Origin of the sequence: Bordetella parapertussis (assembly GCF_020735925.1) — a bacterium.
Classification (GTDB): Bacteria; Pseudomonadota; Gammaproteobacteria; order Burkholderiales; family Burkholderiaceae_B; genus Bordetella; species Bordetella pertussis.
On sequence record NZ_CP085971.1, the window covers coordinates 2,528,539 to 2,553,707 of the forward strand.

Consider the following 25,169-nt stretch of genomic DNA (forward strand, 5'->3'; position numbering starts at 1 on the left):
CCGCCATGCCCCCGCCCCTGCCGTACGACGCCATGCGCTCCGTGTGGACGGACACTGCCGCGCCCGCGATGGCCACAGCGCCGCTGGCCGGCCACGCCGACTGCGACGTGGCCATCGTCGGCGCGGGCATCACCGGCCTGTCGGCCGCCCTGCACCTGGCCGAACGCGGCCTGCGCGCCTGCGTGCTGGAGGCGCGCGACCCCGGCTGGGGCGCTTCCGGGCGCAACGGCGGCCAGGTCATCCCGGGCATCAAGCACGATCCGGACGAGATCCTGGCGCGCCATGGCCGCGAACGCGGCGAGCCGCTGCTGCACATGGTGGGCACTGCCGCCGACACGGTGTTCGACCTGATCGACAGATACGGCCTGGACCTGGTGCAGGCGCAGATCCGCCTGGCCGCCGGCGAGCGGCTGGACCGCGTGGTGCCGGCAGACCTGCAGCCCTCGGGCCACGCCATCGAGCTGCGCGTGTACGCCGAAGACCCGGTGCGCTTCATCCCGTCGCCGGGCACGCTGGCCGTGTTCGAGCTGCCGCAAGGGCCCGGGGTGCGCACCGAGACCGGCTACCACGCCGGCAACGCGGTAAGCCCGCACTACGACCCCATGATCGCCAAGATCATCGTGCACGGCGCCGATCGCGCCCAGGCCATCGCGCGCGCCGAGCAGGCCCTGGCCGACACCGAGATCGCCGGCGTCAAGACCAACCTGCCCTTCCTGGCGCGCGCGCTGGCCTTCGAACCCTGGCGCCAGGGCCGCCTGCACACCGGCATCGTGGCCCGGACCCTGGCCGAGCCCGCGCCGGCCGCGCTCACTGCTTGATAACCCTCTCAGGAATAGACATGAAGAAAATCCCCGTGAAATCCGAAGTCACCGGCAACGTCTGGGAAGTCCTCAAGGCCGGCGATAACCGGGTCGAGGAAGGCGAAACGCTCATCGTGGTGGAGTCCATGAAGATGGAAATCCCCGTGGACGCGCCGGCCGCCGGCCGCCTGGTGGAAATCACCGTGCAGAAAGGCGACGCCATAGGCGAAGGCGACGTGGTGGCGATGCTCGAAGTGCAGTAGCCCGCGCGCCGCACCGCCCCCGATACCTGGCAAGGAGACACCACTCATGACCCAACCCGCAGCCGGCGCCGGACCGTTGGCCGGCTACACCGTGCTGGAGCTCGGCTCCACCATCGCCGGCCCGTTCTGCGGCCGCTTGCTGGCCGATTTCGGCGCGCGCGTCATCAAGGTCGAGGCGACCGAGGGCGACGCGCTGCGCTCCATGGGGCGCCACAAGGGCGGCCATTCGCTCTATGCGCTGTCCCTGCTGCGCAACAAGGAACTGGTCAGCATCGACCTGCGCCAGCCCGACGGCCAGGAACTGGTGCGCGAACTGGCCGCCCGCGCCGACATCCTGATCGAGAACTTCCGCCCCGGCGCGCTGGAGAAATGGAATCTCGGCTACGACGTGCTGAGCCGCGCCAACCCCGGCCTGGTGATGGTGCGCATCAGCGGCTACGGCCAGGACGGCCCCTACAGCGGGCGGCCCGGCTATGGCGTGATCGGCGAGGCCCACAGCGGCCTGCGCTCGGTCACCGGCGACCCCGACCGGCCGCCCTCGCGCGTGGCGACCTCGCTGTCCGACTACATCACCGGCCTGTATGGCGCGTTCGGCGCGCTGCTGGCCCTCGAATCGCGCCGCCGCACCGGGCGCGGCCAGGTGGTGGACACGGCGCTGGCCGAATGCGCCTTCAGCTTCATGGAGCCGCACGTCATGGCGTACGACCAGTTGCGCGAAGTGGCCAACCGCGCCGGTTCGCGCCTGCCCGGGTCGGCGCCCAACAACCTGTACCGCTGCGCCGACGGCGCCTATGTGCACGTCACGACGCTGACCAATGCCTTGTTCCGGCGCCTGGCCGCCGCCCTGGATGCGCCGGAGCTGGCCGACGATCCGCGCTTTGCCGAGCCCGGCCAGCGCGCCAGGCATGACGCCGAACTGGACGCGGCCATCCAGGACTGGTTCAGCCGCCACGACTGCCCCACGGTGCTGGCGCGCCTGACGCAGGCCGAGATTCCGCACGCCAAGATCTACGGCGTGGACGACGTGTTCGCCGATCCGCACTTCCAGGCGCGCGGCGCGCTGGCGCGCCTGCCGCATCCGCAGCTGGGCGAAGTCACGGTACCCAACGTGGTGCCGCGCCTGTCCGAAACCCCCGGCGCCGTGCGCAGCCTGGGCAAGGACGCCGGCGCCGACACCCTGGCGGTGCTGCGCGACGAACTGGGCCTGGACGCCACGCGCCTGGACGCGCTGCGCCAGCGCGGCGCGATCCGCGCCTGAAGCGCCCGCCCGCCCCGCGCCGCCGCGCCTAGCTGTGATGTCTCAATAGGTTGTTCATCCAGGCCGGACCTGGGATGCTGTGGTTACCACGCCATCGCAACTCAGGGCAGGACACTGGATGAACAACCATAAGCATGCGCGATTGACCCGCCTAGGTCGAGCCCTTCTTGTTAACAGGGTGATGCAACAGAACTGGACGATGAGGCAGGCCAGCCAGGCGGCAGGGGTGAGCCTGCGCACCGGTTACAAGTGGCTTGCCCGCTTCCGAAGCGAAGGTCTGGACGGCCTGCTTGACCGCAGTTCTCGCCCGCACCGCAGCCCGAAGGCCTGTGCGCCCGAGCAGGTTGAGCACTTCGCCCAGCAGCGCCGCCAGCGTCTGCCGCTGTGGCGCATCGCGCGTGAAGCCGGCCGCAGCCTGGCCACCGTGGCGCGGTATATGGAACGCATCGGCCTGAGTCGACTCGCCTCGCTGGAGCCGCCGGCGCCGGTGCGCCGCTATGAACGCGCCAGCCCAGGCGAGCTGCTGCACATCGACACCAAGCGGCTGGGCCGCATCCGGGGCGTGGGCCATCGCATCACCGGCGATCGGGCCCAGAACCGCAACCGCGGCATTGGCTGGGACGCTGTGCACCTGGCCATCGATGACTTCTCGCGCGTGTCCTTTGCTCGCATCCTCGACGATGAGGGCGGCGATCAGTGCGCTGAGTTCCTGCACCAAGCCACCGCCTACTACGCCAGTCTGGGCGTGCGCATCGACCGCGTGATGACCGACAACGGCAGCGGCTACGTCTCCAGGACCTTTCGGGCGGTGTGCGTGGAGCTGGGAATCCGTCACATCCGCACCCGCCCCTACACCCCCAAGACCAACGGCAAGGCCGAGCGCCTCGTGCAGACCTGCTTACGGGAGTGGGCATACGCCAGGCCCTACACGAGCTCAGCCGAACGACAGGCTGCCTTGCAGCCCTTCATTGACCGCTACAACTGGTGTCGGCCACACTCCGCTCTCGGACATCAGCCACCCATCACGCGTATCCCAGATGTGAATAACCTATTGAGAATCGACATCTAGGCCGCCGCGCGCGACGGTTCCGGCTGCCGCGCCATCGTCCATAAGCACGCCCCCCTCGTCCATCGGAATGACGACCAGCCCGCCAGCGCGCGCCCGCGCGCGTGCGCGGCCGGCGCATAGCGCCGCCGTGTCCGCGCGCCCTGTCGTGCCTGCGCAACTACGCCTGCGCCCTATCCCCGTGCGGCCGCGATGAGAATATAAGTGTGCTGCGCGGCGCGCTCGACCAGCAAGGCGGTGGCACACATGGAAAGAATCATCGGCAGCATCGAACAGGCCTGCGCCATCGCACGGCGGTGGGCAATCCGTACCGGCAACAAGGAAGCCACGTGCGCGGCCCTCGCGGCCGCCTGGTACGAGGCCCAGGCCGCCAGGCCGCCTACGTCCGCCGCCCTGCTGGCGCATCTGGCCGCGCGCATCCAGGAAAGCCGGCAACGCGTGGCCGTGCCACGGCCCGCGCCCATCCCGCCCGCCGAGGACTGATCCGGCGCCGGCGCGGCCGGACAGGCCCCCGGGGCATGCGCCTGCGCCGCCACGTTGCGCCCCCTCGCCCATGCCGTCGCCATGAGGAACCCACGAGTCAGGCGGCGCTTTGGTTACGAAGGTTCTTTCCGATACCCCGGCAAGCCCGTATACACCCGCCGCGCGATGCCGATAATGGCGCCTCCTGAAAACCATACGCGGCCGGATGGCGTTCCGGCCCGGGAGGAGCACCTGATGCCGGCCAGAGAAATCCAGCTCACACTGATACGTGTCTATATCGGACTGGACTTCACCCATCACTTCGCCGAGAAGTTCGGCTTGCTTGGCGCGCAGGCATACGCCGACGTCCTGCACTATTTCTCTACCGTCACCGCCAACCCGCAGTCCATGCTGCTGCTTGCCGGCCTGTGCGAGTTCGCCGCCTTCATCGGTTTCACATTCGGCCTGTTCACCCGGGTCGCGGCGGCCGGCACGGCGGCGTACCTGGTGATCGCGCTGTTCATCGGCAACCACCAGCACCTCGGCTTCACCTGGGCCAACCCCGGCGGCGGCTGGGAGTTCCCCGCCATGTGGGCCTTCATCTGCCTGTCCTTCGTGCTGTCGGGAGGCGGCCGCTGGTCGCTCGACCGCCTGCTGCTGCCGCGCCTGCCTGCCGCCTTGCGCTGGCTGTCGCGCTGACACGGCGCGACGCGCCCGGGCCACGCGCCCTCATCTGGCCCCTTTTCGGTTCGCGAAGAGGGGCCGCTTTGCGTTATGCTCGCCGGCTGCCTGGAATTCTCGAAGGGCGCCCGGGCCACAAGCCAGGCGCGCGCCCATGACGCAAAGGAAACACAATGGCTCCACCGGGCCACGTCGTCCCCAGCCCGGCGAACGGCCACCGCCATGACGCCCGGCCCGCCACGCGCCTGCCCGAACCGACGAGCCTGCGCCGCACCCTGTCGGCGCGCCACCTGACCATGATCGCGGTCGGCGGCTCGATCGGCACCGGCCTGTTCGTCGCCTCGGGCGCCACCATCGCCCAGGCCGGCCCGGGCGGCGCCCTGCTGGCCTACTTGCTGGTCGGCATCATGGTGTACTTCCTGATGACCAGCCTGGACGAACTGGCGGCCAGCATGCCGGTGGCGGGCTCGTTCTCCACCTACGGCGCCAAGTATGTCGACGAAGGCTTCGGCTTCGCGCTGGGCTGGAACTATTGGTACAACTGGGCCGTGACCGTCGCGGTGGACCTGGTTGCCGCGCAGCTGGTCATGGCCTATTGGTTTCCCGAAATGCCCGGCGTGCTCTGGAGCGCCGCCTTCCTGGCGCTGATCGTCGGGCTGAACGCCCTGTCGGCGCGCGGCTTCGGCGAGGCCGAGTTCTGGTTCGCGCTGATCAAGGTGATCGCGGTGCTGGCGTTCATTGCCATGGGCGTGCTGATGCTGCTGGGCATCATCCGCGGCGGCGAGCACGGCGGCCTGGCCTACTGGACCCTGGACGACGCGCCATTCGCCGGCGGATTCGCCGCGCTGATCGGCGTGGCCATGGTAGTGGGCTTTTCGTTCCAGGGCACCGAGCTGATCGGCATCGCCGCCGGCGAATCCAAGGACCCGGCCCGCAACCTGCCGCGCGCCGTGCGCCAGGTGTTCTGGCGCATCCTGCTCTTCTACGTGCTGGCCATCGCCGTCATCGGCCTGCTGATTCCCTATACCGATCCGCAATTGCTGCGCAACGAGGTGTCCGACGTCAGCGTCAGCCCGTTTGCGCTGATCTTCGAGCGCGCCGGCCTGCTGGCGGCCGCCTCCATCATGAATGCGGTGGTGCTGACGTCGGTGCTGTCGGCAGGCAATTCCGGCATGTACGCCGCCACCCGCATGCTGTACAGCCTGGCCCGCGACGGCAAGGCGCCGGCGCGCTTCGGCCGCCTGTCGCGCAGCGGCGTGCCCCTGTGGGCGCTGCTGGCCACCACCGCGGTCGCCGCGCTGTGTTTTCTGTCGTTCCTGTTCAGCCCCAAGGCGGTGTACATCTGGCTGCTGAACACCTCGGGCATGACCGGATTCATCGCCTGGCTGGGCATCGCCATCAGCCACTACCGGTTTCGCCGCGGCTATGTCGCCCAGGGCAACAACCTGGCCGACCTGCCGTATGTCTCGCCCTTCTTCCCGTTCGGCCCGCTGTTCGCGTTCGTCCTGTGCCTGGTCATCACGCTGGGCCAGAACTACCACGCCTTCCTGCAGGACCGCATCGACTGGACCGGCGCGGCCGCCACCTATGTCGGCATTCCGCTGTTCCTGGCGATCTGGGCGGGCTATCGCCTGGTGCGCGGCTCGCGCTTCGTGCGCTACCGCGACATGCAGTTCCCCGACCTGCGCATGCGCAACCGCGAGTTGAACGCCATGCTCAGCGGCGACTGCGCCGAGCCCCGCCGCTAGGCCGCGCGGGCCGCCCGGCGGGCCCGCGCCGGCCTGGCGCTAGCGCTTGCCGCCAGGCGCCATCTCCTGCTCGACCACCATGTCCAGCACATACACCGTGGACGGCGCGTCGGCGGGCGGGTTCTTCCATTCGTAGCGCTTGGTGCGCAGCACCGTGCGCACCCCGTCGCGGTGCTCGTAGCCCTGCACCGACTGGTACAGCGGACGCCAGTCGTCCTGCGCGGGCAGTTGCAGGCCTGCCGCATCGTAGCGGCGCTCGCGCACCTGCAGGCAGCGATGCTGGGGGATCATGGGATGGCTGCACTGCACGCGCTGCGCGGCCACCTCCAGGAACACGGTCTCGCCCTTGCTGCCGTACAGGGTCTCGGGCGTGGGCTCGCCGTCGAAGCTGAGCGTATCGCCGTTGTCCGCCACCAGCACCAGCCGGGGCTGCCCGGCCTGCTCGCCCAGGGTCGCGCGCAGGCTGCCCTTCAGGCGTTCGCCAACCGCGGCATCGAGCGCCATCAAGCCGGCTTCGCATGCCTTCATCGTGGCGGCCAGGTTGGCGATCTCGAGCCGGCCCTTGCCGTACGTGTAGCCGCCGAACTGCGCGTTGCAGCCACCGCTGATGTTGATGGCGCGCTCGGAGAAGGCCAGGCGCAGCGGCCGCTCCAGGCCGATCTGCAGCGGCGCGATGGGCTGGCCCTGCCGGTCGACCGCCGCGGCCAGCCGCCAGGTGTGCGTGGTCAGCGTGGCCGGCTGGGCGGCCGCCGTGGATGAGCGGGCAGGCATCGTGGCTGGATCTCCGGATGCGGTTGGGGACGACGAGCAGGCTTGCAGCAGCACTGCCAACGCGGATAGGGCAAGAATACGCTTCATGGCTTCCGGATCGTGAACATGGGGACAGCCCGTGGCACACGGGCTGTGGACGCGACTGATTCTACCCGGGGGCCTGACCCGCACTTGTCACACGATCTTTCATTGCGTGTCGCGGTGAGCAGGCGGCCCGCCGTCGCGGGCCCCGTTTGCGGCTATGCTAGGCGCATGAGCCGGTTCCGATCGACATTCTGGCGTTGCGCCTTCGTCCTTGCCTTCCTCGCCTCCGCGCTGGTGGCGGGCTGGCTGCGCCAGGCGGCCCCGTCCTGGGGCCACGCCCTGCTCTACGGCGCGATGGTGGGCGGCATCGTCCTGTGCCTGGCGCTACTGTTCGACGACCTGGCGTGGTGGGGCACGCGCCTGGTCCAGGCCCTCAAGCGCATGCGCCCCTAGACGCTGCGCCCGCCCCATTGGCTAGTCCACCCGTATCTGCGCCGCCCGCACGATCTCGCCATAGCGTTGCAGATCGGCCTGGATTTCCTGCCCGAACTCGGCCGGCGTGTTGCCCGAGGCGGAAATGCCCAGCGCGGCGAGGCGCTCGCGCGTCTGCGGCTCGCTGACCACCGCGTGCAGTTCGCGCTGCAGCTTGTCGACGATGGGCTGCGGCGTACCCTTGGGCGCCAGGATGCCGATCCAGGAACTGGACTGACTCGGCCACGGTCGGCACGTCGGGCAGCGAGGCCAGGCGCTGCCGGCTCGATACCGTGATGGCCTGGACCTGGCCTTTCTGGATGAACGGGTACGCCCCGGCCACGGCCGTGTACAGCATGGGCAGCGTGCCGCCGACCAGGTCGGCCATGGCCTGCCCGCCGCCCTTGTAGGGCACGTGGACGAAATTGGCGCCGGTGCGCATCTTCAGCAGCTCGCCGGCCAGGTGCGGCGTGCTGCCGATGCCGGCGCTGCCGTACGACACGCCGGCCGGCAGCGACTTGGAATAGGCCAGCAGGTCCTGCAGGTTCTTCGCCGGCACCTTGGGGTTGGTGACGATGATGAGCACGGCGTCGCCGATCTTGCTGACCGGCGCGAAGTCCTGCACCGGGTCGAACGGCAGGTCGCGGTAGATGTGCGGATTGATGACCAGCGTGCCGTCGAACCCGACCACCAGCGTATAGCCGTCGGGCGCGGCGCGCGCCGCCATCTGCGTGCCGATGTTGCCCGATGCGCCCGGCCGGTTGTCCACCACCACCTGTTGTCCCAGGCGCTGGCCCAGCTTGTCGGCCACCACGCGCGCGCCGGTGTCCGTGACCCCGCCGGGCGCGAACGGCACGATGAGCCTGATCGGCTTGTCCGGATAGGCTTCGGCGCCGGCCGCGGCGCTCCAGCCCCATGCCGCGCACAGCATTGCCGCGCCGGCTACGCGCCCCAAGCTCCACCTGCCTGCAGATTTCCCTAGCATCGATGTCTCCCTTTATGGTTGTTGGACTCGAACCGCACTGCCTGCCTGGCGCCGCAGCCACGCCATCGAGCGCCCGCCCAGCGGACGCTGCAATTGCGCCTGTGCGGCATCGACCGCGCGCAGCAGGCCGTCGAGCGAAATCCCCGACGCAAAGCCGCTGCGCTCGGCCATCAGCACCAGATCCTCGGTGGCCAGGTTGCCCGCCGCGCCCGGCGCGAACGGGCAGCCGCCGATACCGCCCACGCTGGCGTCGAAACGGCGTACGCCCGCCTCCAGGGCCGCCCACGCATTGGCCACGCCCATGCCGCGGGTGTCGTGAAAATGCACCGCCAGCCGCTCCAGCGGCGCCACGTCGCGCAGGGCGCGCAGGCGCGTCTTGACCTCGCCCGGCGCAGCCGACCCGATGGTGTCGGCGATCACGATCTCGTCGGCGCCGGCCGCGTACATGGCGGCGGCCAGGCGCAGCACATCGGCCAGCGGCGTCGCGCCCTCGAACGGGCAGTCGAACGCCACCGCCACATAGGCGCGCGTGCGCAAGCCGGCGCCGCGCGCCGCGGCCAGCGTCTGCTCGCTCACGCTGACGGCCTGCGCCAGGCCCATGTTGATGTTCTTGCGATTCATGGTTTCGGTGGCCGACAGCACCACGGCGATCTCGCGCGCCCCGGCGGCCAGCGCACGCTCCAGGCCCTTGAGATTGGGCACCAGCACCGAGGTGCGCAGGTCCGGCAGCGCCGCGTGGACCTGTGCCACCAGTTCGGCCGCATCGGCCATTTGCGGCACGGCGCGCGGCGACACGAAACTGGTTGCCTCGACGCTGCGCACGCCCGCCTCGGCCAGCAGACGGATCAGGCGCAGTTTCTCCTGCGTGGGCACCTGTGCCGGTTGATTCTGCAGCCCGTCGCGAGGCGAGACGTCGGTGATGTGGATGCGCTCCTGCATGGCCCCACCCGATCGCACCGGCGGCACGCAGGCGCTCCAGTTGCGCAGGACCATAGCCGGCCAGCTCGGCCAGCACGGCTTCGGTATGCTCGCCCAGCGCGAGCGGGCAGGTAAAGGCGCGCGGCGCGGCCGCCGACAGCTTGACCGGGTTGCCCGGCATGCCGAGCCGCTCGCCGCTCTTGAGCGGCACCTCGACCACCATGTCGCGCGCGCGCACCTGCGCGTCGTTGAGCGCCTGCGCAAAATCGTTGACCGGGCCGCACGGAATGCGCGCCGCGCCCAGCCGCTCCAGCCAGTACGCCGTCGGCCTGGCCTGCAGCGCCGCGCCGACGATGGCGTCGATCCGCGCCTTGGCCGCGAAGCGCGCCGGCTGCTGGCGGTAGGCGGGATCGCGCAGTTCGGGCAGGTCGATGCACTCGACGAAGCGCTCGAAGAAGGCGTCGCCGATGCAGGCGATGATGATGTGCCCATCGGAGGTGGGATAGGTGTTGTACGGCACGTGCACGAAGTGGCCGTTGCCGATGCCCGCCGGCACCTGTCCCGACATGAGGTACATGGTCGCCATGTAGTTGAGCATCGAGATCTGCGCGTCCAGCATCGAGACATCCACATGCTGTCCGCGCCCGGTGCGCTCGCGCTCGGCCAGCACCGCCAGCACGCCCATGGCGCCGAACAGGCCGCCGCCCAGGTCGCCGATGGGGATGCCGCTGCGCATCGGTCCCGTCTCGGGCGTTCCGGTAATGGACATGCCGCCGCCCATGCCCTGGACCACCTGGTCGAACGCGGGACGCTGCGTCTGCGGTCCGGTCTGCCCGAAGCCGGTCACCGAACAGGTGATGATGCGCGGGTTGACCCGCGCCAGCGACGCATGATCGATGCCCAGGCGCTGCGTCACGCCCACGCCGAAGTTGTCGAACACCACGTCGGCCTGGCGCACCAGGTCCAGGAAGACCGCCTTGCCGGCCTCGCTCTTGAGGTCCACGCAGACGCTTTGCTTGTTGCGGTTCAGCGTCAGGTAGTAGGCGCCCATGCCGTCGCGCGAATAATCGGGATCGTGCTCGAGCAGGCGGCGGGTGCCCTCGCCGGCGCCGGGCGGCTCCACCTTGATGGTGCGCGCGCCCAGGTCGGCAAGCAGCATCGTGCCGTAGGGGCCGGAAAGCATGTGGGTCAGGTCCAGCACGGTAATGTGTTGCAGCGCCAAGGTTTCAGTCTCCATCATGTGCAATGCGATACCTACCCATACGCAAATGCCGTGCCAGCTTGCGCCACGACGGCAAGTCATTGATTCCTATGCGCTTACTGCCATGCCGCACGCATCGAGACGTTTCATGCAACACTCGTGAAACCTTTATCTGTTCCGGTGAAACACGCCATGCCCGCGCTTTCCGCCGCGCAGCCCCTGCCGCGCCTGTGCTTCGTCAGCTACCGCCAGATCCGCGAATTCGCCGCCCCGGTGATCGCCGAATACCGCAACCGGGCCGCCATCGACGTAGTGGACGGCACCTTCGCCGATGCCCTGGCGGTCGCGCGCGACCGCATCGAGCGCAATGCGGTCGACGCCTTCATCAGCGCGGGCGCCAACGCCAGCATCCTGCGCGCCAACCTGCAGGCCCCGGTGGCCACCATCCAGCTGGGCGGCTTCGATCTGCTGCAGGCCCTCATCCGGGCGCGGCGCATCGCCAGCCGGGTCGGGGTGGTCATGTACGGCCAGACGCTGCCCGAGCTCGATGCCGTCAAGGAGCTGCTCAATATCGAGATCACCCAGTACGCCTACCAGACGCCGTATCACGCCCGCCAGGGCTTCGAACAGCTGCGGCGCGACGGCTTCCAGGTGATCGTGGGCTCCAGCCTGGTGGTCGAGCTGGCCGAGGAAGCGGGCCTGCGCGGCATCCTCGCCTATTCGCTGGCGAGCATACGCCAGGGGTTCGAGGACGCCATCGAGCTGGCGCGCGTGGCGCGCCTGGAGGCCGGCCGCTACGAGCAGCTCAATGGCGTGCTGCACAACCTGCAGGAGGCGGTGCTGGCGGTCGACCGCGACCACCGCATCATCGCCGTCAATCCGCCCATGCGCGAGCTGCTGGACATGCCCAACCGCACGCTGCTGGGGCAGCGCCTGGATGCCGTCGAACCCGAGCTGTCGCTGCAGCCCACGCTGGACTCGGGCCGGGCCGAGCGCGCCGCCGTGCAGCGCTACGCCAGGCGCGACTGGATCGCCAATCGCACGCCCATTCTCGAGTACGGCAAGCTGGTCGGCGCCGCCCTGACCCTGTATGACGCGCACCGCATCCAGGAGGCCGACAGCAGCTTGCGCATGCAGCAACGCCGTCGCCAGAGCGCGGCCCGCCACCGCTTCGACACCCTGCTCGGGCAAAGCCCCGCGTTCATGCGCGCCGTCGACACCGCGCGCCGCTACGCCGGCACCGACCTGCGCGTGCTGATCCAGGGCGAAAGCGGCGTCGGCAAGGAGCTGTTCGCCCAGTCGATCCACAACGCCAGCGCGCGCGCCCACCGCCCCTTCGTCGCCATCAATTGCGCGTCGCTGCCCGAAACCCTGCTCGAGAGCGAACTGTTCGGCTACGAGGACGGCGCCTTCACCGGGTCGCGCCGCGACGGCAAGCGCGGCCTGATCGAGGCCGCGCATACGGGCACGCTGTTTCTCGATGAGATCGGCGACATGCCGCTGTCGCTGCAGACGCGCCTGCTGCGCGTGCTGCAGGAAGGCGAAATCACGCGCCTGGGCGCCACCACGCCGGTGCCGGTGGACGTGCGCGTGCTGGCCGCCACCCATCAGCCGCTGCAGGAGCTGGTGGCCCAGCGACGCTTCCGCCAGGATCTGTACTACCGCATCAACGCCCTGCGGCTGCCGCTGCCGCCCTTGCGCGAGCGCGGCGCCGACATCGCCTTGCTGGCGACCCGCCTGGTTGCGCGCTGCCTGGACCGGCTGGGCTCGCCCCTGGACGCCGAGGCCGCGCTCGCCGCCCTGCTGCCGCGGCTGGCCGCCTATCCCTGGCCGGGCAACGTGCGCGAGCTGGAGAACCTGTGCGAGCGGATCGCGGTGTTCCTGCTGCAGTTCGACGACGCCGAGGCGATCCGCCATGACGCCTTGCGCCACGAATGCCCCGAGCTGTTCGAGCACCCCGCCGCCATGGACGCGCCGCGTCCGGAGCGCATCGCGCAGGCCCTGCGCCAGGCCGATGGCAATCGCGCACAGGCCGCCGCGCAGCTGGGCGTGAGCCGCTCGACGCTGTGGCGCTGGCTCAGGCAGATCGACGCCGCCGACGATGGCGCGCGCGCGACTTGAGCCGCCCCCCTGCCTGTACACTGCCAGGGTCGGACCCGGGCCGGTACGGCGCATCGCCGCCGGCCGGCCTTCCAACCCGGCGGGCCATGGCGGCGCGCCACCGCATCGGCAGGAGACACGCGCGTGATCATCGAATACCTGCAACTGGTCGGCCTCGGCCTGGTCACCATGCTGCCCGTGGCCAACCCGCTGACCAGCACCACGCTGCTGCTGGCGCTGGGCAGCGGCTTCACGCGCGACGAGCGCAACCGCCAGATCGGCCGCGCCACCGTATATGTGGCCGCCATCATCCTGGCCTCGTTCTATGCCGGCAACGCCATCATCAGCAGCTTCGGCATTTCCATTCCCGGCCTGCGCATCGCCGGCGGACTGATCGTCGCCTACATCGGCTTCACCATGCTGTTCCCGGCCACCTCGCAGAACGAGGCGCAGGCGCAAGTCGAGATGGCGCCGGACGACCCGCACATCCAGGTCCCGGGCGCCGCGCACACCGGCCCGCGCCCGCGCGACATCTCGTTCGTGCCGCTGGCGCTGCCGGGCACCGCCGGCCCCGGCACGATCGCCCTGATCATCAGCTCCGCCTCGACCCTGCACAGCCATGGCGGCATCACCCTCATCCACCATTTCGCCGTCATCACCGTCACGCTCCTGCTGGCGCTGCTGTTCTGGGCCTGCCTGCGCAGCGCCGAGCGGGTCATGCGCATGCTGGGCCAGTCCGGCATCGACGCCATCTCGCGCGTCATGGGCTTTCTGCTCATCTGCATGGGCGTGCAATTCATCATCGACGGCGTGTTCGAGCTGATCCGCCATCCGCCCGGCGCCTGAGCCGGCGCCCGCCTGGCCCGCCGTGCTATCGTGGCCCGATGAACTCGGGCGCATGGCTGGCAATCGGCGTGGCGATCGGTGTGGCCATCGGCGTGGCGATGGGCAACATTGCCGCCGGCATAGGCATCGGCATCGCGATCGGCATTGCCCTCAAACTGGCGAGCCGGTGACGCGGCGCAGGCCCGCCCTCAGGCCGCCGGCAGCGCGCAGGCCGGCCCGGGGCGTCCGAACAGCCAGCCCTGGCCGACGGCGTGCGGCGCCCGCTTGAAGATGTAGTCGGCCTGGCTGCGCACTTCTATCCCTTCGATGACCAGGTGCAGGTCGAGCTGGCGGGCCATTTCTATGACCTGGTCCAGCACCGGCGCCGCGCTGTCGAAATCGCCGAGGGATTGCATGAAGATCCGGTCCAGCTTGATGCCATCGACCTCCCAGCGGATGATGTTCCCCAGGTTCGAATAGCCCACGCCGAAATCGTCCAGGAAGATCCGAAAGCCCGCGGCCCGGAAACGGCGAAACAGCACCGACGGCGAGGCGGTCGAAAACACCGCGGATTCGGTGACCTCCAGCACGACACTGCCCGGGCTCAGCTCGCGCTCGCGCACGCTTTGCGTAAGGAAATCCAGGAACGACTCGTCCTCGAGATCTTCCGGAAAGACGTTGATGCTCAGGTAGAACGGCGCGTCGCCCGCCATCCGCGTCTTCATGCCGTCCAGCGCGGCCTGGACGATGTAGCGCGTGAAAGGCTGGCGCAGGCCCATCGCCTCCACCCACCCGAGGAACGTGACCGGGGAGATCGGCCCGACCTCGTCATACGTCCAGCGCGCCAGCGCCTCCACGCCCGCCATGCGCCCCGAATCCAGCACGCGCAGCGGTTGATAAGCCACCTGTATCTTGCCCTTGCGCAGCGCGTCGACCAGGCTGGCGCGCAGCCCGAACGACCTGCGCCACCAGAGGAATACGATAAGCCCGACCCCGGCGCCCAGCGCCATGCCGCCCAGACCGGCAACGGCCACCGCGCCGCGCGCGTCCACGCGCGCCGTGGTTTCGACACAGATATCCGGCCCCCCCACTGGCGCGCAGGCCGCGGCCGTGCGCACGAGCTGAAACCCAGCGCCCCATCCCTGCCAGTCCTCGGCCGCGGACGCGCCGAACACCTTGTACACATGGCCTTGCTTGCGCGAATACAGCGTGGTCTTCTGCCCGCCCGCGCGGCGCACGATGTCGTCGAAGATGCCCGGAATCGTGAAAACCGCCAGCCGCTCGCTGGCCAGCACGTCGCCCGACAGCTCCGGCTGGATGGGGTTCTCCATGTTCTGCCACAGGAAGACCCCGTCACGCACCGTCCTGCCCCCGCGCGGCAGCACGTGCGGATGGCGCCATACGCCCCATACGGCGGAGCAGCGCAAGGCGCCATTGTCAATGCGCGCGATGTCGGCGACGTACTTCGAACGAAAGACCCGTTGCCGCAAGGCGGCGAGATCCCCCTCCGAACAGGCCGCGGGGGCCACGCGCGCCTCGAGCACGATATCGAGCTGCTCGCGCGCGATATCCAGCGAGCGCGCCAGGAAATGGGCGTTGTCGTGCTCGACCATGCTGGTCGCGTGCATGCCTTTCCAGGCATAGCCGATCGCTGCCGCCACCAGCCCGCAGGCCAGAACAGGCACAACGAAGAAAAGCAGTCTGTGCCGGACCGGAAGATATCTGATCGTCATGTTGTTGGCTTCCCGCCCGGACATGACGTGGCCCTGCGTCATGCCCATTTCGCCTGCCGGCGGGGCGTCAGACAACCGGCCGGGATCGCCGGCCACTCACTACCAGGCCCATCCTGCGCGCAATGCGGATCTGGCAACATCGCACTCGAATCAACGGCGTCCTACGCCGCTGGATCGGATGCTAGCAGTTTGTTTGACAAAACGCATCCAAGAATTGCGCCAAATGTCAAAATTTTGCAGCATTCGACCTTTTGCCGATATTCGCCAGCCCGGCGGCGCGACGGCGGTTTTCCGGCTCATGGCAGGCGCGCCAGCCTCCCTGCTTCGACCAAACGCATGACACACCCGTTCGCGCGAAAGGCCTACTGACACCGGCCGATACAACCGCGCCCGCGCTTTCTCTATGGTTGCCTTGGAACCGTACGCACCTGGAGAGAATCGTGAAAAGAAGAAGAAAGGAGGACGCCGACGAACGCGTCAGCTGGAGCTCTTACCTGCATGTCGCCGGCATCGCGCTGGTGATCATGGTCTGCACCGTCGAGCTGGTGGAGTGGCTGCTTGCCCGCGGCTCGTGACGCCGCGGGCAAGCCCCGCGGGCCCATTTCCCGGCGCTGAAGGGCCACGCCACTTGGAACGCCCCTGCGGGCTTGTTATAAACGGGGCTGTGTTGTCTTTGCCGGGCTGGAAGAGATGTACGTTCAAATATGGAGTCGCTGGGCCGCTTCGCTGTCCCTCGTGGCGCTGGTTTCCGGGTGTTCCTGGGTCGGGCTGGGGGATTCGGATCGCAAATCCACAGCCAGCCGCGTCAGCGACGAGTGCAGGTGGAACCGCAGCGGCTGTATCTACGAGGGCTCGTACGAGGCGGACGAACGCGACTATGCCGAGGCCAGGCGCCTGAACCAGGCCGAAATGGCGCGGCTGCGGCGCAGCGCCGGCAACTGAACCGCCGCGAACGTACAGGCGTACGGGCTGGCGCCCGCGCCGAGCCTCAATAGGACTTGGGCAGCCCGAGCACCTTCTCGGCGATGAAGCTGAGGATCATCTGCGGACTCACGGGCGCCAGGCGCGGTATCCACGCCTCGCGCAGATAGCGCTCCACGTGGTACTCCTTCGCGTACCCCATCCCGCCGTGGGTGAAGATGGCGTTCTCGCACGCCGCATAGCAGGCTTCGGCCCCCAGGAACTTGGCGCTGTTGGCTTCCGCGCCGCACGGCTGCTGCTGGTCGTAGAGCCAGGCCGCCTTCTGCACCATCAGGTGCGCGGCCTCCAGTTCCATCCAGGAACGCGCCAGCGGATGCTGGACGCCCTGGTTCTTGCCGATAGGCCGATCAAAGACCTCGCGCTCCCTGGCGTAGCCGGCGGCCTTGCGCAGCGCGGCCCGCCCCAGGCCGACAGCCTCCGCGGCGATCAGGATCCGCTCCGGATTGAGACCATGCTGGATATAGCTGAACCCCTTGCCCTCCTCCCCGATCCGGTCTTCGACCGGGATGCGCAGGTTATCGATGAACAGCTGGTTCGAGTCCACGCACTTGCGGCCCATCTTCTCGATTTCGTGCACTTCGATGGCGGCGCGGTCCAGGTCCGTATAGAACAGGCTGAGGCCTTCGCTGCCCGTGCACGCTTCGATCGGGGTGGTGCGCGCCAGCAGCAGGATCTTGTTGGCCACCTGCGCGGTGGAAATCCACACTTTCTGGCCGGTCACCACGTAGTGGTCGCCCTGGCGCACGGCGCGGGTTTTCAGTTTCAGCGTATTCAGCCCGGTGTTGGGCTCGGTCACGCCGAAGCAGGCCTTGTCCTGCCCGGCGATCAGCGGCGGCAGCCAGCGCTGCTTCTGCTGCGCCGTGCCGAACACGACGACCGGATGCAGGCCGAAGATGTTCATGTGCACGGCCGAGGCGCCCGACAGTCCCGCGCCGGTCGCCGCGATCGTGTGCATCATCAGCGCCGCGTCGCTGATTCCCAGCCCCGCGCCGCCGTAGGCTTGCGGCATGGCGATGCCCAGCCAGCCGGCCTGCGCCAGCGCCTGGTGGAATTCGTGCGGGAAGCCCCCTTCCCGGTCCCGGTTGAACCAGTACTCGTCGTCGAACGGCTCGCACAAGCGTTCGATCGCCGATTTGATTTGCTCTTGTTCGTCGCTCAGACGGAAGTCCATGTCTTGTCCTGCCAGGTTGAAGGTCGAAAACGCGGTTCAGCGGCCCGAGGCGGCGGGGAAGTCGAGCTCGAGCTGGTGCTGGCCGAAGCGCGGCGGCGGCATGCGGTAGCGCGCCGGCGTGCGGCCCAGCTTGACGGGCGAAGCCACGCCGGCATAGCCGTCGCGTTGCACGACCATTTCCCGATGCACGGCCTGCGGATGCCGCAACGCCTGGGGAATGTCCAGGACGCTGGAGCAAGGCACGCCTGCGCGGATGAGGCGCTCGGCCAGTCCCTGCGCCGCGTGCCGGCTCAGCAGCGCGGCCAATGACCGGGTCAGCGCCTGCCGGTTGGCGCAACGCTGGCCGTTGGAGGCGTAGCGCGGATCGTCGGCCAGCGCCGCCGCGCCCAGCGCCTCGCACAGGATCCGGAATTGCCGGTCATTGCCGACCGCCAGGAACAGCGGATCGGTCGCCGTGGGGAAAATGTCGTAAGGGGTGATGTTGGGATGGGCATTGCCGGTGCGGCCGGGCGTGACGCCGGCGGCAAAATGGCTGGCCGTATGCGGATGCAGGATGGATAGCGCGCAATCGAACAGCGCGATATCGACGAACTGCCCGCGGCCGCTGCGCTGGCGCTCCTGCAACGCCAGCAGCACCCCGATGGCCGCGTTCATGCCGGTCACCATGTCCACGATGGGCACCCCCACGCGGGTAGGCTCGCCGCCGGGATCGCCGTTGACGCTCATGATGCCGGACATGGCCTGGATCGCCGCGTCGTAGCCGGGCATGCCCCCCATGGGGCCGTCGGCGCCGAAGCCCGATACCCGGCAATGGATCAGGCGCGGAAACCGCCCGCTCAACACCTCGAAGCCCAACCCCCAGCGCTCCATGGTGCCGCACTTGAAGTTCTCCACCAGCACATCGGCGCCGTCGAGCTGCGCCAGCAGCGCGGCGCGCCCGGCCTCGGACGACAGATCCAGCCAGGCGCCGCGCTTGTTGCGATTGATGCCCTGGTAATAGGCGGCAACCTCGCCGGCGAACGGCGGCCCCCAGGCGCGCGTCTCGTCGCCGCCCGGCGGTTCGATCTTGACCACGTCCGCGCCGTGGTCGGCCAGTATCTGGGTGCAATAAGGCCCGCTCAGCACCCGCGACAGGTCCACGACGCGTATGCCGTCCAATGCGCTGCCCGCCGCCATGGCCGCGAGCGTGTCTGCGGCGTTTCTCATGGGCGGATGTACGAGGTCTTGAGGCTGGTGAAGAACTCGCGCGCATAATGGCCCTGCTCGCTGCTGCCGTAGCTGGACGCCCCGCGCCCGCCGAACGGAACGTGGAAATCGACGCCCGAGGTCGGCATGTTCACCATGGCCAGGCCGCTTTGGACGTGGCGCCGGAAATGCGTGGCATGCTTGAGCGACTGCGTGCAGATGCCGGCCGACAAGCCGTACTCCGTGTCGTTGGCGATGGCCAGCGCGTGCTCGTAGTCCTGCGCGCGCAGCACGCAGGCCAGCGGGCCGAAAACCTCCTCGCGGGCGATCCGCGCGTCCAGGCTCACATCCAGGGCCAGGCAGGGCTGCAGGTAATAGCCGCGCTGCGCCCGCTGCAAGGCTGCGCCGCCGATAACGCGCTGCGCCTCGTCGCGCGCCAGCGCGATGTAAGACAGATCCTTGTCGAACTGGGCGCCGTTGGACACCGGACCGATCTGGCTCCGCTCGTCCAGCGCATGGCCCACGTTCAGGGCCATGACCCGTTGCGCCAGCTCCTGCACGAAACGGTCATGGATGCCCGGCGTGACGATGAGCCGGCTGGAGGCGGTGCAGCGCTGGCCCGTGGCATGGAAGGCGCCGTCGAGCGCGCAGGCCAGCGCGATCTCGAGGTCCGCATCGTCCAACACCACCAGCGGGTTCTTCCCCCCCATTTCCATCTGCAGTTTCTTGTGCCCGGCAACCGCCGATGCGGCGATCTTGCGCCCGGTGGCGCTCGACCCGGTGAAACTGACGCCCGCGACCGCCGGATGGCCGGTCAATACCTGCCCGACGTCCGCCCCCGTACCCAGGACCAGGTTGAACACGCCGTCCGGCACGCCGGCGGCCCGGATGATCTCGGCCAACATGACCGCCGTGGCGGGCGTGAACTCCGACGGCTTGAGCACGACCGCATTGCCGCAGGCCAAGGCCGGCGCCGTCTTCCAGGCGGGAATGGCGATGGGGAAGTTCCACGGCGTGATCAGGGCCACGACGCCCAGCGGCTCACGCGAGATCTCCACCTCGACGCCGGCGCGTATCGACGGGAACATCTCGCCGCCCAGCCGGAACACCTCGCCGGCGTAGTAGTCGAAGATGTCCGCGGCGCGCTGCACCTCGCCGCGCGCCTCGGGCAGGGTCTTGCCCTGCTCGCTGGCCAGGATATGCGCAAGCTGCTGGCTGTTGGCCACGATGCCGCGGCCGATGTCCTTGAGGATCTGCGCCCGCGCCGCCAGGCCCGTGGCGGCCCAGCCCGGCTGGGCCCGCCGCGCCGCCTCGACGGCCTGCGCCGCCTGCTGCGCGCTGGCCTGGGCCACCAGGCATACCGGCGCCGACAGGTCGGACGGATTGATGTTCTCGCTGTCGCCGGCGCCGCCCGCCCATTGGCCGTCGATCAGGCTGGTGATGGTTCGCATCTCGTCTCCTTCAACGCGCGCCGGCCTGCTCGCGCGCGGCGCTGATCATGGCCGAATAGGGGTAGTACGGCGGGAACGGCCCGATGGCGTTCATGTCCACCTCGACCAGCGTCGGGCCCCGCGTGGCCAGGGCCTGGGCCACCGTCGCGCCGAAATCGGCGGCGCGCTCGACCCGCCATGCAGGAATGCCCGCCAGCTCGGCCAGCTTCAGCAAGTCCGGCGCCAGCAGGCTGCTGTGCGCATAGCGTCCTTCGCACATCGCGTCCTGCATGTGCTTGATGACGCCATAGCCGCCGTCGTTCATGACGATCATCACGATATCCGCGGCTTCCTGCACGGCCGTCCACATCTCGGTCATGTTGAAGAAGAAGCCACCGTCGCCCGTCAGCAGCACCACCTTGCGGTCCTTGCTGCCTATCGCCGCGCCGATCCCCAGTTGCAGCCCCTGCCCTATCCCCGCGCCCACCGGATAGATGTTCTGGCTTTGCGCGTGCAGCGGGAACAGGCGATGGCCCCAGGGGCTGTTGCTCAGGGTGATGTCGCGCGCGAACACGGCGCTGGCGGGCATCACCGCGCGCAGCTGCGACGCGAAATCCTTGTAGGGGCCCAGCGTTTGCCGGAAGTGCTCGGCGGCCTTGGGCTTGGCCTCGCGCACCGCCTGCTTGAAGGCCGCGTCGATGTCCGGCCCCTGCTCGCGCAAGCGCTCCAGCAGCCCTTGCAACGTGACGGCCGCGTCGCCGCAGACCAGCAGCGTGCTGGCATAGCCGCGCGCCTGCGCGGCGGGATCGACATCGATCCTCACCAGGTTCTGCGGCAACGCCAGCTTGTGGTCCAGCGTCTCGTGTCCGCGCAGGCGCGAACCGACCACCAGCAACAGATCCGCCTGTTCGTACAGGGCCTGGACCGCCGGACTGCCCGGCCCGTTGAGCGCCCCCAGATTGGCAGGATGATCGTCGCTGACCACCCCGTGCCCGTTCCAGCTGGTCACCATGCCGAAGCCCAGCTCCACCAGGGCGGCAAGTTCCTTGCCGGCGGCCCGCGCGCCGCCGCCCGCCCAGACGAGCGGCCGCCTGGCGGCCCGCACCTTTTGCGCCAGCTGGTCCAGCGCCGCCGGCGACGGCGCCAGCGCCCGCGGCGCGGCCACCCGATACGCCTGGCTGTCGGCCGGCCGGGCCACCGGCGTGCGTTGGATGTCGATGGGGATCTCGACGCTGACCGGGCCGGCCGGCGCGCTCATGGCCTGCGTCCAGGCCTGCTTCAGGACATCCAGCGTCTCCTCGGCCGACCGCACCCGGTACGCCTGCTTGCTGACGGCGCTGAGCATGCCGAGCTGGTCCGGCACGTCATGCACCGCCCCGGTATCGCGGCCGAGATGGGCCGTGGCGCTCTGTCCGGTGATGTGCAGCAAGGGCGTGCCGGCAAAGCGCGCCTCGACCAGGCCCGGCACGGTATTGGAGGCGCCCGGCCCGGTGCTGCTGATCACCACGCCCATCGCGCCGGTGGCGCGCGCCAGCCCGTCGGCCATGTGCGCGGCCCCGGTCTCGCCACGCGTCATCACCATGCGGATACGCTTGTTCAGCGTGATGCCGTCCATCATGGGGATGTTGTGGACGGAAATAATGCCGAAAACGGTCTCCACCCCGTTATGGGCAAGAGTCCGCGACCAGATGCCCTGTCAGGTATTTCGACATCAAACTGCTCCCTCAGAATTGGCGAAGATTGGCGCGCTCGGCCAGGTCCTGGAACTGCTTGCCCTCGCGCGCCACGATTGCGCCCAGTTCCTGCGGTGAGCTGGCCGTGATCGTGTAGCCCGACGCCTGCATCCGCTCGCTGAACGCCTTGTCGGCCAGTATCTTCCGGGTCGCGTCGGCCAGCGTCTTGACGACGGCCTCGGGCGTACCCGCCGGCGCCAGGATGCCCAGCCATCCGTCGAAAATGAAGTTCGGATAGCCGGCCTCGGCCATCGTCGGCACGTCCTTGAACATCGGGTTGCGCTGGCCGGAGGTCACCGCCAGCGCCTTGACCCGCCCGCTTTCGACCAGCGACTTGGCCGTGGTGTTCAGGTCGAACAGCATGGTGATCCGGTCGGCGATCAGGTCGCTCTGGGCCGGCGCATTGCCCTTGTACGGAACATGGCTGAGCTTGATGTTCGCGTTGTCCTCGAACAGCTTGCCGGACAGGTGGTTCGACGCGCCCACGCCCGCCGATCCGTAGGTCAGCTTGCCGGGGTCGGCCTTGGCCGCTGCCACCAGGGCCTGGATGTCCTGATACGGCGCCTGCGCGTTGACCAGCAGCACATTGGTGTAGCTCACCACGGAGGCCACCGGCTGGAAGTCCTTCACCGGGTCGAACGGCGTCTTCTGCAGGGCCGGGGTAATGGTGACGGTCGGGCTGGCCGTGAAGAACAGCGTGTACCCATCGGCCGGCGCCCTGGCCACGGCCTGCGCCGCGATCGTGCCGCTGGCGCCCCCGCGGTTTTCCACCACCACGGACTGGTCGAGCAGGCGTCCCAGGTGCTGCGCGTACTCGCGCGCCACAATATCCACCGAACCGCCGGGCGAATAACCCACCATCAACCGTATCGGCTGGTTGGGATAGCCGCCCTGCGCCACCGCCGTGCCGAACGCGAGCGCGCCCAGCCAACCTGCCGCCACCAGCGTCTTGAACCGGATCTTCATGTTGTCTCCTGAATGTGTCGTGCGCCGTACCGCAGCCCGCGCGGCCGCTCTATGGCGCCTGGGCGCGGGGTCGAAAAACTATACCATGAATAATTCCTGCCATTGAATATTTATTCCTTCACAAGAATTTTTAGGAAGGCAGACGCACGACAATCCCGGCGCATCGGTGCTTGCCGGAACGTATCGAAAAGGTGGATGGGGCCGCGCGGGATGGGATGCCGGGGCGGCAAGGCGCCGCAATAGGCGCGCCCGGCTCTCGGCCGGGCGTCGGGATGCGCGTGCGAAGCGGTATCGCCCTGCTACGCCTGCGCGGGCGGACGGATCAGCCGCCCGCCGGGAAAGGAAAGCCGCGCCGGGCGGCTAGTCGACCTTGGCTTTCGCCTGCCTGACGATGGGCACCCATTTGTCGATATCCGCGTTGACCCGCTTTGCCATATCGCCGGGCGTGCCCTGTTCGAAGACCTCGAATCCATAGTTCTTCAGGGTCTCTTGCAGCTTCGGCTGCGCCATGGCGGCGTTGGCGGCCCGGTTCAGCTTGAGAACGACGTCATCCGGCGTGCCCGCTGGCGCCAGCAGGCCGAAATCCACCGACATCACATAGCCGGCCACCCCCGCCTCCATCATGGTCGGGACCTCCGGCAGCATCGGCGTGCGTATCGTTCCGGTCGCCGCCAGCGCGCGCAGCTTGCGCTCCTTGACCAGGCTGGACACGCTGGGCGTGTTGTAGAACCCGAAGTCGGTTTCGCCCGCCATGACCGCGCTGACCCCCTGGGGCGCGCCGCCATACGGGATGTGCATGGCCTGCGTATTCGTCAGGGACTTCAGCAATTCCGAGGACAGGTGATGGGTGGTGCCGTTGCCGCCCGAGGAATACGTCAGTTTCCCGGGCGCCGCCTTCATCGCGGCAATCAGCGCGGCGACCGAGGTGTACGGGCTGCTCGGCTTGACGATCAGGATGTTCGAGCCGCCCGCCAGATACGCGACCGGGGCGAAATCCTCGACCGGCCGATAAGGCAGCTTCTCGTACAGGCCCAGGTTGATCGCCCATGTGCCATTGGACCCCATGACGATGGTATAGCCATCGGCGGCCTGCTTGGCGACATAGCTCATGGCGAGCTGGCCGCCCGCGCCCGGACGGTTTTCCACCACCACGGTCTGGCCCAGCGCCTTGCTCAGGCCCGGCTGTATGGCCCGCGCCAGGATATCGGCCGTACTGCCCGCCGCCAGCGGCACGACCAGCGTCACCGGGTGGGTGGGAAACTCCGCGGCCAGCGCGCCTTCAGACAGGACGCTGGCCAGCAGCGCCATCCATAACACGTTCTTCATGCACTTCCCCTTGTTTGTCGTCGGGCGCCATCGCCGTGTCGGGTGGCACGCCTGCAAGGCAGGTTATCCGAAGGTCTGTGCGTGAAATAGGCGTGAAGCGCTATAGCGTCATGTCGTCATGTAATGGCCCGGCTGCGTCAAAACCGGCGCAGCACGTCACGCGCGATCGCGGCAAAGGCCTGCGCCGCCGGGGAAAGCGGATGGTTCGACAGCCGCACCAGCGAAATCGGCCAACTCAGGAACGGATTGCGGATCGGCACTGCCCGCACGCCGCGCGGCGCCTGCGCCGCCGCCGCATGCGGCAACATGGCCACGCCCATGCCCGCCTGGATCATGCCCACCGCGGTCGACACCAGCACGACGCGCTGGTCCACGCGCGGGTGGATGCCGTTGGCCACCAGCAGGCGGCTGATCACCAGCCAGGGCGGCGCGTTGGGGTTGAGCTGGATGCAGGGCAGCTCGGCCAGTATCGCCGCGTCGATCGCTTCGCGGTCAGCCAGATAATGGTCGTCGCGCATGAACAGCGACACCCCGCCGTCCCACAGCAGCTCGGTCGACAGGCGCGAATCGTCGCTGCCGACCACGGCGCCCAGGCCGACGTCGGCCTCGTGGGACAGCAGCTTGTTGCGGATCTGTTCGACCACGCAATCGACCACGATCAATTCGATATTGGGGTGCCGCTGATTGAAGGCCACCAGGATGCGCGGCAGCAGGGTGGCGGCGCTGACGTGGCCGACGGCGACGCTGACCGAGCCGGACTTGAGCGCCGACTGGTCGCGCGATTCGCGCACCGCGCCGTCGATGGAGAGGATCGCCCGGCGCGCGATGTCGGCCAATGCCTGGCCCTGGCGCGTCAGCGTCACCTCGCGGCCGCGCACCACCAGCGTTTGCCCCACCTCGGCCTCGAGGCGCCGGATGAGATGGCTGACGGACGGCTGCGACATGCCGAGCTGCTCGGCCGCGCCGGTGAAGCTGGCCGTATCCCCGATGGAGACCAGGGCGCGCAACTGACGCAGGGAAACCGATTCGATAGCATCCATCATAACGTCGCATCATGCAGGAATAGCTCGA

At 68.8% G+C, this 25,169-nt stretch carries 24 protein-coding genes and 1 pseudogene; 13 read left to right on the top strand and 12 right to left on the bottom strand.

Annotated elements, in window-relative coordinates; translation table 11 throughout:
* Positions 1-5 precede the first annotated feature (5 nt).
* The 7 genes from LK409_RS12095 (at position 6) to LK409_RS12125 (ending at position 6,278) form a co-directional block, all read left to right on the top strand.
* Positions 6-818, top strand: a complete 813-nt coding sequence (locus LK409_RS12095; RefSeq protein ID WP_010928738.1) for an FAD-dependent oxidoreductase — start codon at positions 6-8, stop codon at positions 816-818.
* 20 nt (positions 819-838) lie between these two features.
* Positions 839-1,063, top strand: a complete 225-nt coding sequence (locus LK409_RS12100) for an acetyl-CoA carboxylase biotin carboxyl carrier protein subunit (RefSeq protein ID WP_010928739.1) — start codon at positions 839-841, stop codon at positions 1,061-1,063.
* A gap of 46 nt (positions 1,064-1,109) precedes the next feature.
* Positions 1,110-2,321, top strand: a complete 1,212-nt coding sequence (locus LK409_RS12105) for a CaiB/BaiF CoA transferase family protein (protein WP_003811630.1) — start codon at positions 1,110-1,112, stop codon at positions 2,319-2,321.
* A 118-nt stretch (positions 2,322-2,439) separates the two neighbouring features.
* A complete protein-coding gene (locus LK409_RS12110; protein ID WP_010928740.1) occupies positions 2,440-3,390 on the top strand; it encodes an IS481 family transposase in 951 nt (316 codons plus the stop codon).
* Between the two features lie 243 nt (positions 3,391-3,633).
* Complete coding sequence (locus tag LK409_RS12115; protein ID WP_223851083.1) at positions 3,634-3,870, top strand: hypothetical protein; 237 nt, start codon at positions 3,634-3,636, stop codon at positions 3,868-3,870.
* 234 nt (positions 3,871-4,104) lie between these two features.
* Positions 4,105-4,548 (top strand): DoxX family protein, encoded by a 444-nt coding sequence (locus tag LK409_RS12120; RefSeq protein WP_003810810.1) that lies wholly within the window; start codon positions 4,105-4,107, stop codon positions 4,546-4,548.
* Positions 4,549-4,703: 155 nt separating this feature from the next.
* Positions 4,704-6,278 (top strand): amino acid permease, encoded by a 1,575-nt coding sequence (locus LK409_RS12125; protein WP_010928741.1) that lies wholly within the window; start codon positions 4,704-4,706, stop codon positions 6,276-6,278.
* A 39-nt stretch (positions 6,279-6,317) separates the two neighbouring features.
* Here the strand turns inward: LK409_RS12125 and LK409_RS12130 are convergent, their stop codons facing one another.
* Complete coding sequence (locus LK409_RS12130) at positions 6,318-7,049, bottom strand: META and DUF4377 domain-containing protein (RefSeq protein WP_010928742.1); 732 nt, start codon at positions 7,047-7,049, stop codon at positions 6,318-6,320.
* Positions 7,050-7,301: 252 nt separating this feature from the next.
* Between LK409_RS12130 and LK409_RS12135 the strand changes: the two genes are divergently transcribed.
* Positions 7,302-7,526, top strand: a complete 225-nt coding sequence (locus tag LK409_RS12135) for a hypothetical protein (RefSeq protein WP_003810805.1) — start codon at positions 7,302-7,304, stop codon at positions 7,524-7,526.
* Here LK409_RS12135 and LK409_RS12140 read toward each other — a convergent pair.
* The 3 genes and pseudogenes from LK409_RS12140 to LK409_RS12150 all read right to left on the bottom strand — a co-directional run.
* Positions 7,507-8,529 carry a Bug family tripartite tricarboxylate transporter substrate binding protein gene (locus tag LK409_RS12140; RefSeq protein ID WP_445979212.1) on the bottom strand — a complete coding sequence of 341 codons (1,023 nt, stop codon included), beginning with the start codon at positions 8,527-8,529 and terminating at the stop codon, positions 7,507-7,509. The genes LK409_RS12135 and LK409_RS12140 overlap by 20 nt on opposite strands.
* A 12-nt stretch (positions 8,530-8,541) precedes the next feature.
* On the bottom strand, positions 8,542-9,468 hold the full coding sequence (locus tag LK409_RS12145) for a hydroxymethylglutaryl-CoA lyase (protein WP_003810801.1): 927 nt from the start codon (positions 9,466-9,468) through the stop codon (positions 8,542-8,544).
* Positions 9,469-9,475: 7 nt separating this feature from the next.
* A pseudogene (locus LK409_RS12150) lies at positions 9,476-10,669 on the bottom strand (CaiB/BaiF CoA transferase family protein); the annotation flags it as partial.
* A 171-nt stretch (positions 10,670-10,840) separates the two neighbouring features.
* Between LK409_RS12150 and prpR the strand changes: the two are divergent.
* The 3 genes from prpR (at position 10,841) to LK409_RS22695 (ending at position 13,764) form a co-directional block, all read left to right on the top strand.
* On the top strand, positions 10,841-12,769 hold the full coding sequence (prpR, locus tag LK409_RS12155; RefSeq protein WP_010928743.1) for a propionate catabolism operon regulatory protein PrpR: 1,929 nt from the start codon (positions 10,841-10,843) through the stop codon (positions 12,767-12,769).
* Positions 12,770-12,892: 123 nt separating this feature from the next.
* Positions 12,893-13,594, top strand: coding sequence for a MarC family NAAT transporter (locus tag LK409_RS12160; RefSeq protein WP_003810795.1), 702 nt, complete (start codon positions 12,893-12,895; stop codon positions 13,592-13,594).
* 38 nt (positions 13,595-13,632) lie between these two features.
* Positions 13,633-13,764, top strand: coding sequence for a hypothetical protein (locus LK409_RS22695; protein ID WP_256375450.1), 132 nt, complete (start codon positions 13,633-13,635; stop codon positions 13,762-13,764).
* Positions 13,765-13,782: 18 nt separating this feature from the next.
* Here LK409_RS22695 and LK409_RS12165 read toward each other — a convergent pair whose 3' ends face one another.
* Positions 13,783-15,258, bottom strand: coding sequence for an EAL domain-containing protein (locus LK409_RS12165; RefSeq protein WP_226376560.1), 1,476 nt, complete (start codon positions 15,256-15,258; stop codon positions 13,783-13,785).
* A gap of 488 nt (positions 15,259-15,746) precedes the next feature.
* On the opposite strand from LK409_RS12165, the gene LK409_RS22700 reads away from it, so the two are divergent.
* Both LK409_RS22700 and LK409_RS12170 read left to right on the top strand, forming a co-directional pair.
* Positions 15,747-15,881: a hypothetical protein gene (locus LK409_RS22700; RefSeq protein ID WP_003810792.1), complete on the top strand. Its 135-nt coding sequence runs from the start codon at positions 15,747-15,749 to the stop codon at positions 15,879-15,881.
* 160 nt (positions 15,882-16,041) lie between these two features.
* Positions 16,042-16,248 carry a hypothetical protein gene (locus LK409_RS12170; RefSeq protein WP_041937238.1) on the top strand — a complete coding sequence of 69 codons (207 nt, stop codon included), beginning with the start codon at positions 16,042-16,044 and terminating at the stop codon, positions 16,246-16,248.
* A 46-nt stretch (positions 16,249-16,294) separates the two neighbouring features.
* On the opposite strand, the gene LK409_RS12175 is transcribed toward LK409_RS12170, so the two are convergent.
* The 7 genes from LK409_RS12175 to LK409_RS12205 form a co-directional block, all read right to left on the bottom strand.
* Positions 16,295-17,458, bottom strand: coding sequence for an acyl-CoA dehydrogenase family protein (locus LK409_RS12175; protein ID WP_010928746.1), 1,164 nt, complete (start codon positions 17,456-17,458; stop codon positions 16,295-16,297).
* Between the two features lie 36 nt (positions 17,459-17,494).
* Positions 17,495-18,664: a CaiB/BaiF CoA transferase family protein gene (locus LK409_RS12180; RefSeq protein WP_049788723.1), complete on the bottom strand. Its 1,170-nt coding sequence runs from the start codon at positions 18,662-18,664 to the stop codon at positions 17,495-17,497.
* Entirely contained in the window at positions 18,661-20,094 is a 1,434-nt protein-coding gene (locus tag LK409_RS12185; RefSeq protein WP_010928748.1) for an aldehyde dehydrogenase family protein, read from the bottom strand. Before LK409_RS12185 ends, LK409_RS12180 begins: the two co-directional genes overlap by 4 nt.
* A gap of 10 nt (positions 20,095-20,104) precedes the next feature.
* Entirely contained in the window at positions 20,105-21,733 is a 1,629-nt protein-coding gene (locus LK409_RS12190; RefSeq protein WP_229131164.1) for a thiamine pyrophosphate-binding protein, read from the bottom strand.
* Between the two features lie 64 nt (positions 21,734-21,797).
* Complete coding sequence (locus LK409_RS12195; RefSeq protein WP_010928749.1) at positions 21,798-22,772, bottom strand: Bug family tripartite tricarboxylate transporter substrate binding protein; 975 nt, start codon at positions 22,770-22,772, stop codon at positions 21,798-21,800.
* A gap of 360 nt (positions 22,773-23,132) precedes the next feature.
* Complete coding sequence (locus LK409_RS12200; protein ID WP_010928750.1) at positions 23,133-24,098, bottom strand: Bug family tripartite tricarboxylate transporter substrate binding protein; 966 nt, start codon at positions 24,096-24,098, stop codon at positions 23,133-23,135.
* A 137-nt stretch (positions 24,099-24,235) separates the two neighbouring features.
* The gene (locus tag LK409_RS12205) at positions 24,236-25,141 is read right to left on the bottom strand and encodes a LysR family transcriptional regulator (protein ID WP_003810776.1); all 906 of its coding nucleotides are present in this window, start codon (positions 25,139-25,141) and stop codon (positions 24,236-24,238) included.
* Positions 25,142-25,169: the final 28 nt, after the last annotated feature.